Annotated in this window: 12 protein-coding genes, 1 tRNA gene and 1 pseudogene; 5 read left to right on the forward strand and 9 right to left on the reverse strand. The window is 46.1% G+C overall.

What is annotated here, in order from left to right; all coding sequences use genetic code 11:
* Positions 1 to 65 precede the first annotated feature (65 nt).
* Both htpX and P253_RS01320 read right to left on the reverse strand, forming a co-directional pair.
* The gene (gene htpX, locus P253_RS01315) at positions 66 to 971 is read right to left on the reverse strand and encodes a protease HtpX (protein ID WP_005176364.1); all 906 of its coding nucleotides are present in this window, start codon (positions 969 to 971) and stop codon (positions 66 to 68) included.
* A 115-nt stretch (positions 972 to 1,086) separates the two neighbouring features.
* Positions 1,087 to 1,929: a lytic transglycosylase domain-containing protein gene (locus P253_RS01320; protein WP_034597413.1), complete on the reverse strand. Its 843-nt coding sequence runs from the start codon at positions 1,927 to 1,929 to the stop codon at positions 1,087 to 1,089.
* Positions 1,930 to 2,438: 509 nt separating this feature from the next.
* On the opposite strand from P253_RS01320, the gene ttcA reads away from it, so the two are divergent.
* Both ttcA and P253_RS01335 read left to right on the forward strand, forming a co-directional pair.
* On the forward strand, positions 2,439 to 3,362 hold the full coding sequence (gene ttcA / locus P253_RS01330; protein WP_005176370.1) for a tRNA 2-thiocytidine(32) synthetase TtcA: 924 nt from the start codon (positions 2,439 to 2,441) through the stop codon (positions 3,360 to 3,362).
* Between the two features lie 216 nt (positions 3,363 to 3,578).
* Positions 3,579 to 3,962 carry an SCP2 sterol-binding domain-containing protein gene (locus P253_RS01335; RefSeq protein WP_016659963.1) on the forward strand — a complete coding sequence of 128 codons (384 nt, stop codon included), beginning with the start codon at positions 3,579 to 3,581 and terminating at the stop codon, positions 3,960 to 3,962.
* A gap of 71 nt (positions 3,963 to 4,033) precedes the next feature.
* On the opposite strand, the gene P253_RS01340 is transcribed toward P253_RS01335, so the two are convergent.
* Complete coding sequence (locus P253_RS01340; protein WP_005176374.1) at positions 4,034 to 5,149, reverse strand: MltF family protein; 1,116 nt, start codon at positions 5,147 to 5,149, stop codon at positions 4,034 to 4,036.
* 366 nt (positions 5,150 to 5,515) lie between these two features.
* Here P253_RS01340 and greB point away from each other — a divergent pair, with 366 nt between their 5' ends.
* A complete protein-coding gene (gene greB / locus P253_RS01345; RefSeq protein ID WP_005176376.1) occupies positions 5,516 to 6,010 on the forward strand; it encodes a transcription elongation factor GreB in 495 nt (164 codons plus the stop codon).
* 90 nt (positions 6,011 to 6,100) lie between these two features.
* Positions 6,101 to 6,190 (forward strand) — tRNA-Ser (locus P253_RS01350).
* Positions 6,191 to 6,477: 287 nt separating this feature from the next.
* On the opposite strand, the pseudogene P253_RS01355 reads toward P253_RS01350, so the two are convergent.
* From P253_RS01355 to P253_RS01385, 6 genes and pseudogenes are all read right to left on the reverse strand, one after another.
* Positions 6,478 to 6,897, reverse strand: a pseudogene (locus P253_RS01355) (Lrp/AsnC family transcriptional regulator); the annotation flags it as partial.
* 272 nt (positions 6,898 to 7,169) lie between these two features.
* Entirely contained in the window at positions 7,170 to 8,798 is a 1,629-nt protein-coding gene (locus tag P253_RS01360; protein ID WP_016659965.1) for an ABC transporter permease, read from the reverse strand.
* An 80-nt stretch (positions 8,799 to 8,878) separates the two neighbouring features.
* On the reverse strand, positions 8,879 to 9,892 hold the full coding sequence (locus P253_RS01365; RefSeq protein ID WP_016659966.1) for an extracellular solute-binding protein: 1,014 nt from the start codon (positions 9,890 to 9,892) through the stop codon (positions 8,879 to 8,881).
* A gap of 24 nt (positions 9,893 to 9,916) precedes the next feature.
* Positions 9,917 to 11,035, reverse strand: coding sequence for an ABC transporter ATP-binding protein (locus P253_RS01370; protein WP_016659967.1), 1,119 nt, complete (start codon positions 11,033 to 11,035; stop codon positions 9,917 to 9,919).
* A gap of 312 nt (positions 11,036 to 11,347) precedes the next feature.
* Positions 11,348 to 12,040 (reverse strand): pirin family protein, encoded by a 693-nt coding sequence (locus P253_RS01380; RefSeq protein ID WP_016659968.1) that lies wholly within the window; start codon positions 12,038 to 12,040, stop codon positions 11,348 to 11,350.
* A gap of 170 nt (positions 12,041 to 12,210) precedes the next feature.
* A complete protein-coding gene (locus P253_RS01385) occupies positions 12,211 to 13,449 on the reverse strand; it encodes a L,D-transpeptidase family protein (RefSeq protein ID WP_016659969.1) in 1,239 nt (412 codons plus the stop codon).
* A gap of 204 nt (positions 13,450 to 13,653) precedes the next feature.
* On the opposite strand from P253_RS01385, the gene hemE reads away from it, so the two are divergent.
* Positions 13,654 to 14,724 (forward strand): uroporphyrinogen decarboxylase, encoded by a 1,071-nt coding sequence (hemE, locus tag P253_RS01390; RefSeq protein WP_005176463.1) that lies wholly within the window; start codon positions 13,654 to 13,656, stop codon positions 14,722 to 14,724.
* The last annotated feature ends 12 nt before the right edge of the window (positions 14,725 to 14,736 follow it).

Below are 14,736 nucleotides of genomic sequence, written 5' to 3' on the forward strand. Positions count from 1 at the left end.
ATCACACATAAAAACAAAAGCCTCCATATGGAGGCTTTTGTCTATTTAACGGTTGGGCATTATTATTAAGGCAGGTTTAACTGCTGTAATGCCGCCACACGCTGTTCAATGGTCGGGTGGGTCTGGAATAACGCTGCCAGACTAAACCCTTGTTCCTGACCGGCAGAAATCGCGAAGGCTTTCATTTCTTTTGGCATTGCATCTGGCATTTCAGATTCGGCCTGTAAGCGTAACAGGGCAGAAATCATGGCCTGTTTGCCAGCCAGACGGGCACCCGCTTCATCGGCGCGGTATTCACGTTGACGCGAGAACCACATCACAATGGCCGAAGCCAGAATACCAAACACGATATCCAGCACAATGGTAATCACGAAGTAGGCAATGCCTGGTGCTTCGCCATCTTCACGGCCAAATACGTTACGATCAATGAAATCACCGGCAACACGGGCAAAGAACATCACGAAGGCGTTGACCACACCCTGGATTAACGCCAGCGTAACCATGTCACCATTGGCCACGTGACCAATTTCGTGCGCCAGTACGGCACGTAATTCATCTTTGTTCATACGCTCCAGCAGACCGGTTGAAACCGCCACCAAAGCATCATTCTTGTTCCAGCCGGTTGCAAAGGCATTCGACTGATAAGAAGGGAAGATACCCACTTCTGGCATTTTAATGCCAGCACGTTGCGACAATTGTGCAACTTCATTTAATAACCACGCTTCAGCCTGGTTACGTGGGGCATTCGGGTCAATCAGCTCTGTACCGGTGGTTTTTTTCGCCATCCATTTAGACATGAACAGGGAAATTAAAGAACCGACCATACCGAAGACAAAACAGATGACCAACAGGTTGCCTAGATTTAAGCCACCCGCGCCATGGTAACTACCGACACCGAAGAGTGACAAAATAATGCCAGCTACAACCAGTACCGCGAGGTTGGTTAGCAAGAACAAACCAATCCGCATCATTGAGTAAATCCTCTTAAAATGAAAATGTAATCTGATTCATAAATCATGCAAGTAAATATGCGGTGAATGTATTAAAAATTCAAGAAAAAATCGTGAAAATCAACAAAAAATCGTCTTAGTCCGAAATGGTGATTCGGGCTGCAGCAGAGGCATGTGCCGTGGCATAGGAGCGGACCGGTGCATCGGTAAAGCTGCCATCTGCGGCAACAATAATTTCACGCGATGGGCGTGCAGGCTGGGCTGCAGTTAAATGCGAACCAGAAGAAAGCGTATTGGATTGGGCCAGTAACGGTCCCTGATCGCTACTGCTGACACCACCGGCATACAGATTGTGATAACGGCTGGTCACGCGGCGCACATAGTCCTGAGTTTCACGGAAGGGCGGAATGCCACCGTATTTGGCGACATTGCCTTCACCGGCATTATAACCGGCCAATGCTAAGGATGTATTACCGTTAAAACGTTTTAGTAACCAGGCCAGATATTTGGCCCCGGCCATAATATTTTCATAAGGATCGTAGGCATTAGAAACCTGAAAACGTTTGGCAGTGGCCGGCATCAGCTGCATTAAGCCTTGGGCTCCGACCGGAGAGCGAGCATTGACATTAAAGCCGGACTCGGTGTGCATGACGGCTTTAATCAGCCCAGACGAAATACCGTGGCGCTGCGCGGCCTGCTGGATAATATGGTCAAAGGCATTTTTATTGCGGCTATAGCTTGGTAAGACCGATGCTTCAGAGCTGCCCCAGTTGCTATAACGATGAATATTGCTGTCGGGATAATACGTCACTTTGACTTTTTTCAGGGACTGGTCTGAACTTTTACGATTGGTCAGCAGGGTAGAGCCATTATTGTCTTTATAGACATAAATCTGTCCGGCATGACTGTGCGATGCAACCGCAAGCAGCGTCACACATCCCCAAAAAGCCAGTTGTTTAAAATGTAATCTTTTATACATTATCGTATTCATTATGGTAACGAAGTTCATACTGTTCCCAAACAGGTGGTTTGAGTTTAACAAAAAAAACATTGATGAAAAGAGTCTTTACATTTATTTCCCCGTTTACTTTGTAAAAATCAAGCCCTGTTTGCTGACAGAACAATCAAAAAAAATATTTATTTTTTTTTATTCTGGTCTGCTTGACACACTTAAACCATTGATTTTAATTATAAATAAAATTGATTAAAAAATGATCAATTTAAATAGAAGCCTTCAATTGCAGGCAAGTGACCTTGTCAAGTTGTTTTAAATCCACAAAGTTATCCACAGCTTTTGTGGAAAACTGTGGAAAAGTCCAAAAGATAAGCATCTTGCTTAAAAGATGAACGCAAACGTTCAAATTAGCATAAAAATAAAGACAGCGAGATGACAAAAAATGACAAGCAGGAAATTACATTCTTTTGATGCGTGCCGGGACTGAATCGGCTAAAATTGCGCGGTATTTTTTTTATGGGTAAATCTCGTCTATGTTCTCGCCAGTTGAGTCCGATCAAGGATTTAATTTTAAACCAGAACTGCCAACCAGCTCTGCGTATTACCGTTTGCTGAAAAAGCTGCGTCGCCAGGTGGGTCATGCCATTCGTGATTACAAGATGATCGAAGACGGTGACAAGGTCATGGTGTGTATTTCGGGTGGTAAAGACAGTTATACCTTACTGGATATTCTGTTGCAGTTTAAACGTATTGCCCCGATTCATTTTGATGTGGTGGCGGTGAATCTGGACCAGAAACAGCCGGGCTTCCCTGAAGATGTGCTGCCGCGTTATCTGGAAGAAAATAATATCCCGTATTATATTCTGGAAAAAGATACCTACAGTATTACCAAGCGTCTGACCCCGGAAGGCAAAACCTACTGTGCAGTGTGTTCGCGTCTGCGTCGTGGTTCACTGTACGGCTTTGCCCAGGAAATTGGGGCAACCAAGGTGGCACTGGGGCATCATCGTGATGATATTCTGGCGACTTTCTTCCTGAACCTGTTCCATGGCGGCAGCTTAAAGGCGATGCCACCGAAGCTGTTATCTTCCGACAAGAAGAATATGCTGATTCGTCCACTGGCTTATGTGGAAGAAAAAGACATCATCAAATACGCGCAAATGCGCCAGTTCCCGATTATTCCATGTAACCTGTGTGGTTCGCAGGAAAATCTGCAACGTGCGATTATCAATGACATGCTGCGTGAATGGGATAATGCCCATCCAAAACGTCTGCACAGTATTTTTGGTGCATTGCAAAATGTATCACCATCGCAACTGGCAGACCGCGAGCTGTTTGACTTTGAAGCACTCGATAGCGAGCGCGAGTTTGACTTTAAAGGCAGTTATTCGCACGAGAATGAAGATGGTCAGTCCAACCGCATCAACATGGTCAATTTAGGCTATGCAGCTGACTAAATAGTCAAAAAAAGCATTGAACTTCAGTTCAGTGCTTTTTTTATATATTTGAATTATTTCAATATTGTATTAAAAATATAAAATTTGAACGCATCGTACAAAAAATCTTAGCCATCTTTTATGATTACATGCTATAACAGGTCACAAGCATCATTGCTTCACAAAAATGTTGTCTGGACAGGCGACACAAATGAACAAATAAATTGAGGAATAATCATGCCTGCTTTTTTATCTGATGATTGGTTTGCAACCGTAGAGAACCTGACGGCTCAAGCTGGTGACTTAAATTTACCACCTGCGCTTGCGAATCTTGCAATTAATTTGGTTGTTACGGATGCTTCAGGCAATACAGAATTAGCTTTAGACGGTGGCAAAATCCAGAAAGGATTGTCTGCAAATGCAAAAACAACCCTGAATATGGATGCTGAGACCTTACGTAAAGTGTTCCTGGAGTTTGATATGGCTGCAGCCATGCAAGCCTTCATGACCGGTAAAATCAAAGTACAAGGCGATATGTCTCAATTAATGGCATTGCAAACTGCAAAACCAAGCCAAGAGCAAAAAGACCTGTTCAAAAACGTTTTGGCGCAAACCACCTGATTGTGACCCGACACAAAAAAGCTTACCCGAAGGTAAGCTTTTTTTTGCCTTGAAGATCAACGGTGAAGCATTTAAATATTCACCAGCTGCGGCGTGGTCTTGATGTGTTCCAGATAGGCACGGATACGGGTCACGTATTGTAAGGCCTGACGATAACGTCCGTTCTTGGCTTTATTGCCGTCTAAGTAAGCATACAGGTTGACCCAGTTGTTCGGGTTTTTACCGGTGGCCTGAATACGCTTCTGAATCTGGCTCACGGCACCCGGACCCATGTTATAGGCCACCAGTGCATACCAGTTACGGTCTGGAAACGGAATATGCTTATAACGGTTCAGCATCAGGTTGTAATACTTGGCACCGCCCTGAATGCTCTGGGTTGGATCGGTACGGTTACTGACGCCCATGGCTTTGGCTGTGCTGTTGGTCAGCATCATCAAACCACGAACACCGGTTGGTGAAACAGAGTTCGGCTTTAAGTACGATTCCTGATAACCAATGGCCGCCAGTAAATGCCAGTCCAGATCATACTGCTGCGCAGTGCGCTGGAAGCTGGCCTTATATAAAGGCATGCGATTGCTTAAGTCACGCTGGATAGTATTCCAGGATTCCTGCTTAACCACATTCTGGTTATAGAACGAGGCCAGCTGGTTGATGGCACCGCTTTGTTTGCCACGGCAGACAAAGGCACTGGCGGTCTGGCTCAGCGGATCATCGGCATGTTTAAATACCCAGTTTAAATTGCTGTTTAGGCCATTTTTCTGCAAGGTGTTTAAATCGCCACAGGTGGCCGAAAAACCGGTCAGATGCTTGTTTTCAATGCTCTGAATACTGGCAGTGGTCATGGCAAAGTTGGCTTTACCTGACGCCACCCATTGCAACGCTGTCGCATTGTCCGGTACGGTTTTAAACTCGAGTTTGACATTCAGGCTATGCGCATAGTTGCGCACCAGGTCATAACCAAAGCCATGCAGATGCTGACTGTTCTGAAACACGGTGGTCGGATTCGAAACAGAAACCACGGTCAATTTATTGTGATTGACCACGCGATCAAACTGATACGCTGCTTTACTTGCATTAATACTATGAAACGGAATTAACGCACTGCTTAATACTAAGACTTTTAAAGGGAGAGAGTTGAAAAAGGAGTGAAGGCCAAGCCTCGACCCAGAAGTTGAACTACTGTGCATGTTGTCTCCGCTACAAGTAATTTATGCCCTACAAAGCAGGAGGCAAAAGGCCTCAGACTTTTTCAAGTTTGATAAATTCAATAAGAGGGTGGGCACTCATGACGTCATTCAAAATGACATGGGATGAAAGATAAAAAATGTGGCTACGCCACACAGGTTAAAAAATGATCACAATTAAAAGATGTGCGCATAATAAAGACCAAAATTTGAGTTGTCAAATTTTGTCCATAAAAAAATAAAAAACTGTTTCATAAATAAATGATTCTATTTAGGAAAAATATTTTATAAACTTTAAAAGTGGAGTAATTGGGGAGAAGGCAGCAGTTTTTGGTAAGCTACAGGCATATTTTTCTGCTGTTAAAGGCCATGAAATCGAGCTTAATTACCCGTGGTGGACATGACAAACTGGTCGCGGAACTTCAGCATTTGTGGCATGAAGAACGCCCTGAAATTACCAAAAAAGTGAACTGGGCGGCCAGTCTCGGCGATCGTTCGGAGAACGCTGATTACCAATATAACAAGCAGCTGCTGCGCAAGATTGACCGCCGGGTGCGTTACCTTGGCAAGCGACTGGAAGAGCTGCGAATTATTGATTTTTCACCTGAACAGGAAGGCAAGGTCTATTTTGGCGCCTGGGTCGATATTGAAAATGATGATGGCGAGCAGAAAACCCTAAGAATTGTCGGGGTTGATGAAATTTATGATCATCATCCACAACATATTTCAATTGACTCGCCAATGGCGCGCGCCTTGCTGGGCAAAAGTGTGGATGATGAAGCAGTAGTGCAGACGCCATCAGGTGCAAAACACTGGTATATTGTCGACATTCGCTATGAAAAGTTTGAAAATTCAGCAAATTAAACGATTTTGATTTTATTTTGTACAGTCGGTTGCGAAAATCTGGAAAAATATTTGCCAAGTTAAAATTTTCTTTATATGATAGCCGCCATTGGAAGCGTGGCAGAGTGGTTTAATGCACCGGTCTTGAAAACCGACGAGGGTGTGAGTCCTCCGTGAGTTCGAATCTCACCGCTTCCGCCAAATTCAAAAAGCCCTGACATTGTCAGGGCTTTTTTTATTGCGCTCCGTTTTATTTTTATATTCTTTATATGGAGCTGATTTATTTTAAAGAGGAGAGCTAAACATATTTTATAGGTATTATATAAATACCTTTAAGATATATTATTTTGCTTCGAATATCTAAAAATAAAAATCCATAAAATATGAAAAACGAATATTTATATAGATTGCTTTTCTATAAAATAATCATCGATAATCTTTCACCTGTCGCAATGTATATGCGACAGAGGAAGATTAAAATCAATTATTTAAATTTTATAGGTTGACAGTAATATATTGGTTTCACTGTTATAAATCCCTGAAATACTTCTGATCCGACTTAAAATTAAATCAAAATTCACCAAATTGTCGGACTGGATTTCTACCAGTAAATCCCATTTGCCATTCGTCGTATGTAAGGTCTGAATAGCCGGATCGAGACGTAGCTCCTTGATGACGGCCTGTGCCTTGTTGCCTTCCACCATAATACTCATCCAGGCCTGAATAAGCTGCGGATTCAGGTTCGGTTTAATGCGTACCGTATAGCCGGTAATGATGCTAGTCGCTTCCATGTACTCGATTCGCTTTTGAACCGTGGCCCGGGAATTTCGGGTTTTCTGCGCAATTTCTGTAATTGAGATACGTGCATTTTCTCTTAACAATCCAAGTATTTTATTGTCCGTTTTATTTTTTTAAACGGATGAATAATTGGTTTTTAATTCTTGATTCTTAGTTATTATTGAATAATAAAAAAAATAATTGGATTTAAGGATAATATTCTAAGCACTATCTGCCTAAACTATTTCTGAATAAAATTCTTTATCCCAAGCTTATTGAAAATCAAAAGTGGATCTCTATTTTATAAGGCTATTCTCTTTAAACGATTTTCACTATAAAAAGAGAGAAGGCTAAACTTGCACTCAATGTTGAAGCAGAGTTTAGCCAGTTCATCTAGTTCAGATTAACGTACAGTTTTCCCCAACCGTGCCAGTAAAATCACTGGAATCAGTCCGACCAGAACAATCAATAAGGCTGCAATTGCGCCTTCTTCATAGGTACCACGTGAGGCTTCGGCATATAACTGCGTGGCCAGGGTTTCCATATTCAGCGGACGTAGCAACAATGTGGCCGGCAGCTCTTTCATACAATCCACAAAAATCAGTAAGGCTGCTGAAATCAGTGCAGGACGTAATAAAGGCAAATGGATACGGGTCAGAATCCCGCCTTTGCTCTGGCCCAGATTACGTGCGGCATCATCAAAAACACCATGAATCCGGTTATACCCCGATTCAATCCCGCCAATTGAAATGGCTAGAAAGCGTACCGCATAGGCGTAAATTAAGGTGAAACTGGTGCCTAAAAACAGCAGGCCGGTATCCAGACCAAGCTGGAATTCCAGAAAATCCGCTACGGCGTGATCAATCGCGCCCAAAGACAGCATCAGGCCAATGGCCAGTACGGTGCCCGGAATGGCATAGCCCAAACTGGCAACCCGGCTTAGCCAGCTGCTTCGGCTAAACCGTGCGGTACTCACAATCATAAAGCCAATCAGCATGGTCACAAAAGTGGCAATACAGGCTAAGGTAAGCGTATTGATTGAGGCTTGCAGCAGATATTCAGAGAAACCGGCATATTGTAAACGCTGATAAGATTCGACCAGTAAATGACTGATCGGAATTAGAAAACCAATAATCACCGGAATCAGCCCTAGGCCGAATAGCAGCCAGGCTTTGGCGCCGGTCACTGGCTGGGCGGGCATCAGCCGGCTACGCTGGGCCGAGTTCATATAGCGCTGTTTGCGTCGCCCCAGCCGTTCTACCAGTACCAGCAGGCTAATGATCAGCAACATAAAAATTGCAATCTGGGCGGCACTGGCCAGATCGGACTGGTTGGTCCAGGTCGAATAAATTGACAGGGTCAGGGTTTTAATGCCCAGAAATTCGGTGGCACCAATATCATTGATGGTTTCCATCAGGGCCAGACTGGCACCAACCGCAATGGCCGGGCGAGCCAGCGGAATCGCAACCCGGAAAAATACCTGTTCCGGTTTTAATCCCAGACTGCGCGCTACTTCAATCAGGCTGGCTGACTGCATCAGGAACATGGCACGGGTGCTTAAATAGACATAGGGATACAGCACAAAACTAAGCAGAAAAATCGCGCCCCATAGCGAGCGGATATTCGGAAACCAGAGCTGCTGCATTTCTAGCTGAAGCCAGTCCCGCAGCAGGGTCTGCACAGGACCAATCGGATGCAAAATATCAATATAGCTATAGGCAATAATATAGGTCGGTACGGCCAAGGGCAGTAACAGTGCCCAGTCCAGAAAACCACGGCCACGGAATTGATAGGCCGTGACCAGCCAGGCACTGCCGGTACCAATCAGAATCGTCAGAATCCCGACACCAAACAGCAACAGGCCGGTTTCAATCAGGGTGGGAGGAATCACATATTGCAGCAGATGGTCCCAAATCTCGCTATTGCCCTGTAAGGCCGTCCAGAGCAAAGCCAGAACAGGCAGACAGGCCAGCAGGCTAAACAGGCCACTGAGTGAAAAAAGTGCAGTTACAGGAGATTTTTTCTGGGTCATCGGGGGATCAACAGGCTGGACATGGACACAAGACTGATAGCACGAGCAGCAGTCTGCCCGCGCTATCTGATGATTCAGGTTTAGTGATTAAACTGGACTTTATCAACCAGCAGATTGGCTGCCTTACGATGGCGAGCAATCTCACTTAAACGCAGTGAATCAATATCTAACTTGCCGAAACTGGCGATAATCGGATCAATCTTCACGCCTGGTTTGACCGGATATTCATAACCACTTTGTGCATACATGGCCTGGGCCTGATCTGAGGCCAGGAACTCCAGTAACTGTACCGCTTCTTTGCGGTTTGGCGCATGTTTGGCTACAACTGCACCAGAGACATTGACATGGGTGCCGCCATTTTTAAAGCGCGGTAACACCACATTAATGGCATTGCCCCAGCGCTGCTGTTCAGCATTGCCATTGCGCATGGTGCCCACATAATAGGTATTGGCCACACCAATATCACAGATTTTACCCAGAATATCGCGCGCCACATCGCGGTCACCGCCACTGGCTGGACGCGCCAGATTGGCTTTAACGCCGCGTAACCAGGTTTCTGCCGCTTTTTCACCATGATGGGCAATATAGGCGGCAATTAACGCGGTATTGTAGGGATGGCTACCCGAACGGATACAGATTTTACCTTTCCATTGCGGATTGGCCAGATCTTCATAATGAATGGCGTTCAGTGGGGTACGTTCTTTGGAGGCATAGACTGCACGGGCACGCATTGACAGGGCATACCAGTGGCCATTGGCTGCACGTAAATTGGCCGGAATGGCATTATTTAATACTTTGGAATTCACGCGCTGGGTGAGGTCCGCTTCGACCAGATCCACCAGATTGCCAAAATCGACGGTCAGCATCACATCGGCCGGTGAACGGCGTCCTTCAGCTTTCACTCGCTCCAGCAGACCATCTTTAATAAATACGGTATTGACCTTAATGCCGCTGCTTTCGGTAAATTCTTTCAATAAGGGCTGAATCAGCACCGGTTCACGCGTGGTATACAGGTTTACCTGCGCGGCTTGCGCCAGACCGCTCAGCGCCAGCAGGCCGCTGGCCAGCAGTGGAATTTTGATTGTTACTTTCATCGTTTTTCATTCCTTATTGTCAATTTAAAAAGCGTTGGCCACTTCAGCCGTGGTGGTTGTATGGGCTTTCGGCTGTGAATCTTGAGCGAAGAAAAAACACTGCTGCAGATCGAGGCGCACATAAACCTGTTCCTGATAAGCGGTCTGTGCCGGGCTGACCTGCGCCAGAATAATAGTCTCGGGGTCCAGTTGCAGGCGTAGCTGTTCGGCATGCCCCATAAAGCTGGAGGACAGCACGGTCGCCGGGATTGCACCGGTAGTCGGCTGGCTAAACACCTGCACCTGATGTGGACGGAAACAGCAGCGGATTGGCTCTTGGTGATGCGCCAGCGCTTCACTGATGGGATGTGCGCCAAAACAGGTCTGTAATTGCTGCGCGACACGCTGCGCCGGAATTTCATTCAGGGCAGAAAAATAACGGGCGGCAAATAAGGTGGCTGGCTGCCGGTATAGGGCTTTCGGCGTACCGATCTGAATAATTTCACCCTGATGCATCAGGATAATCTGATCGGCAATTTGCAGCGCCTCTTCCGGATCATGGGTAACAATAACTGTGGTGGTGCCGGTCTGCTTCAGAATTTCGATGGTATTTTGCCGGATCTGGTCACGCAGGCGATGATCGAGATTGGAAAAAGGTTCATCCATCAAGAGCACCTGCGGTTTAGGTGCCAGGGCACGGGCCAGGGCCACGCGCTGCTGCTCGCCACCAGACAGGGTATAGGGATAACTGTGCAGATGATGCTGCATCGAAACATGCTGTAGCGCCTGTTCGGCCACCGCCTGACGCTGTGCTTTGGGCAGTTTTTTCAGGCCAAACATGACATTGTCCAGTACGCTTAAATGCGGAAACAGGGCATAGTCCTGAAACACCAGGCCAATATTGCGCGCTTCGGCTGGAATCTGCTGCTGTTCGTTCCACAGGATTTGCTGTTCAAGCTGGATTGAGCCACTGCTTGGGGTTTCTAATCCGGCAATCAGACGTAACATGGTGGTTTTGCCACAGCCAGAATGGCCCAGCAGGCAGATAATTTGTCCGCGCTGTGCAGACCAGCTGGCCTGATGCACCGCAAAACGAGAGCCGAATTGTTTGCTCAGTTGCCGAATGGTCAAGACATTGGCCTGAGCTGCAGTGTAAGCATTCATGGTCAATTCACAGGATGATTTTTATGCAGTTATTATAACTGAGAATTTTTCTCATGTAGAGTATTTTTACCAATGAGAATGTAAATAGTTTCAGTTTTTTCTGGTTTTATCGGATTGCAGGCAATCGGCCGATTTTCTTCAGTTTATTTTCAGAGAGAGGGTTTTTTATTTGTTGTAACGCGTTCAGCTTAAACAGGCTGTTCACACTCAGGTAAAAGTCAATCAAGGCCAGTTTTAAGATATAAAAATAGCCGCTCGATGGAACGGCTATTGGGCCAAAATCATTATGACCCATGGGAGAGAAAAATTGGCTTATTTGCCCGGTAAGTCAAACCAGATCATCTGGCTTTCTTCGGTTGCCTGAATATCCGCATGTTCCGCGAATAACAGTGCATCACCAGCTTTAACCGTATGTTCACCAATCTGCACTTCACCATGAATCACATGCACATAGTTGAGCTGCTGGGTCGCCTGTACGTTTAGGCTTTGGCCGGCTTCAAGTACCGCGGTTTTCACTTCAGCCTGCTGGCGAATATGCATTGGAGCCTGTTCGTTCGGGCCAACAATCAGGTGCCATTGGTTCGGCTGTTCACGTGGGTCGAGTTTAATTTGCTGATAATTTGGCTCTGCATCACGCACATTTGGATGAATCCAGATTTGCAGCATATGCACTGGTACATCGCCCTGGTTGATTTCACTGTGCTGAACCCCGGTTCCGGCGCTCATCAGCTGCCATTCACCCGCACTGATATGCCGTTCATTGCCCATGCTGTCTTTATGTGAAATGGTGCCATCCAGTACACAGGTTAAAATTTCCATGTTGTCATGCGGATGGGTACCAAAACCATTGTGGGCAGCAATCCGGTCATCATTAATCACACGAAGCACACTCACACCCATGTATTTCGGGTTGTACCAGCTGCCAAATGAAAAGCTGTGTTTGGTGTCTAACCAGCCGGCTTTAACATGACCACGTTCTTCACTACGATGTAAGTAGGCGTTCATCAGATAATCCTCTAATTCTTTTTGAGCTTGAGGCTATCTTAGTGTTTTACCTGGTGCCTGTTCTAGGCATGGAATGCAACATATCGTTCCAGATTCGCAACGTCATAGATTCAAACCTCCGTAATCAAAAAAAGCCTGCATCGGCAGGCTTTTTATGGAGTATAAGTAGATTATTCGAGGAATTTAACCGTAACCCCTGAACGGACTTTACGGCCCAGGTCGTTGGCATCCCAGTTGGTCAGACGGATACAGCCATGCGAATAGGATTTAGAAATCATCGACGGGTTTGGCGTACCGTGAATACCAAAGGATTTTTTGCTCAGACCAATCCAGATATTCCCCACTGGACCGTTTGGACCTGGTGGTAAGGACAGCGGCTTCATGTTTTTGCCCTGGATAAAGTTACTTGGTGAGTAGCTGTACCACGGGTTTGGTGCCACGCCAGTCACTTTATAGGTACCGGTTGGTGAAGGGGTGTTGGTATTCCCAATACTGGCCGGGAATGATGCGATCATCTGGTTGCGGCTGTTAAATAGATACAGCTGTTTAGCGCCTTTGTGCGCCACAATCAGGTGGATATCTTCTGGCAGGTCATTACGTACATTGGCCACAATCAGTTTCTGACCGGCTTTGTTAAAGTTGGCATTTGGATTGAGCTTTTTCAGGAAGTTTTCATCCATATGGAACTTTTCACCCAGCATTTCAGTGACACTGGTGTAGTGCAGGCCTTTCATTTTGGCTTGCAGTGCATAATCGCCCGGAATTGATTTGACATACGGACCTTTCAGGTCATCTTCAGTAATGGTGTATTCCACGAAAGCCGGTTTTGAACCCTGACGGGCAATTAAAGCATCCCAGGTTTCCTGCGTTAGCACACCGGTCGGTTTAATCCCGTTCATCTGCTGGAAAGAGGCAATCGCTTTCAGGGTATTTTTACCGCTGGTTCCATCAATCGCACCCGGAGAAGCATGAGCATTATTGAGCATCACATGCGCGCGCGCATAGACCGGGAACTGGCCTTTGCCAATATTTTCATACCAGCTGGCATTGTTCAGGCCATCTAAAGTCCAGGAGGCTTTGGCTGGCGCTGTGCTGGCTGAAGTCGTTGCAGGCGCAGCAGTTGTCGGTGCGCTGCCGATATCAGCCTGGGTATCTTCGGCATTTTGCAGGTCTTCAAGGGTCGCTGAAGCCTTGTTTAAATCTTGTTCTTCTTGTTGCGTAATTTGCGTTTCAACTTCTGAAGGTACGACTGCCGCTGATGCGTCTGTTGCAAGCGGATCAATCGGATCTTCAACCGCTGTATCGCTAATTAATTGAGGATTCAACGGCTGTTCAGCAGTGGTTGCAGCCAGGGCTGTACCAGCAAACATGCAACTTAAACTCATGGCGAGTACTGTGCGAACGAACATGTAAGTCAACCTTAAGAATTATTCATTTACATTTTAAAAACTACACAAGTATTACAGAAAAAATGAGGAGATGCAGTATCTGTTTTGTGTAAATATCACTTTTATCTTTTACAGTCCGGCATTTTTAAAAGACTAAAGAAGTTATTAAAATTTCTGCCTTTTTGATATGATGGATGCAAGATTCAGTCGAAGTTAGGAAAGTAAATGACGGCCTTAAAAAATGATCGTTTTCTACGTGCCTTGTTGCGTGAACCCGTAGATACCACGCCGGTATGGATGATGCGTCAAGCAGGACGTTATCTGCCTGAGTATCGTGAAACCCGTGCCAAGGCCGGAGATTTTCTTTCCTTGTGCAAAAATACCGAATTTGCCTGTGAAGTGACCTTACAGCCTTTGCGCCGTTATGAGCTGGATGCAGCCATTCTATTCTCCGATATTTTAACCGTACCGGATGCTTTGGGCTTAGGTTTGTACTTTGAAGCTGGTGAAGGTCCGAAGTTTCATAAAACCGTGCGTACCGAGCAGGATGTCGCCAATCTGCCGAATTTTAATGCCAAGTCAGATCTGGACTATGTCATGAATGCGGTGTCGACCATTCGTTCGGCTCTGGGAGGACAGGTGCCGTTAATTGGTTTTTCTGGCAGTCCGTGGACGCTGGCGACTTATATGGTTGAAGGTGGTTCAAGCAAGGATTTCCGCTTTACCAAGCAGATGATGTATGCCCAGCCGGAAGTGCTGCATGCCTTGCTCGACCGTCTGGCAGTCGCCGTGATTGACTATTTGAATGCGCAAATTGATGCTGGTGCACAAGCGGTGCAGATTTTTGACAGTTGGGGTGGGGCACTGGCGCATCGTGAATATATCGAGTTCTCGCTGAACTATATGCAAAAAATTGTAGCGGGTCTGCAACGCGAAAAAGATGGCCGTAAAATTCCGGTCATTCTATTTACCAAAGGCGGAGGTCAATGGCTGGAGCCAATGGTGGCCACCGGTGCCGATGCCTTTGGTCTGGACTGGACCACGCCATTAAATGTGGCGCGCCAAACCGTGAATGGCCGTGCTGCGTTACAGGGCAACCTTGATCCAGCCACGTTATATGGAAGCCCGGACTCAATCGCCAAGGCGACCAAAGCCATGCTGGATGATGCCTATGCGCATGGTGAAAAAACCGGCTATATTGCCAACCTAGGACATGGTATTACCCAATGGGTTGATCCGGCCAATCCGAAAGTCTTTATTGATACGGTACATGAATACAGTGCCAAGTACCTTTAAGAAGATGCAACA

The organism is Acinetobacter indicus CIP 110367, from assembly GCF_000488255.1.
Classification (GTDB): domain Bacteria; phylum Pseudomonadota; class Gammaproteobacteria; order Pseudomonadales; family Moraxellaceae; genus Acinetobacter; species Acinetobacter indicus.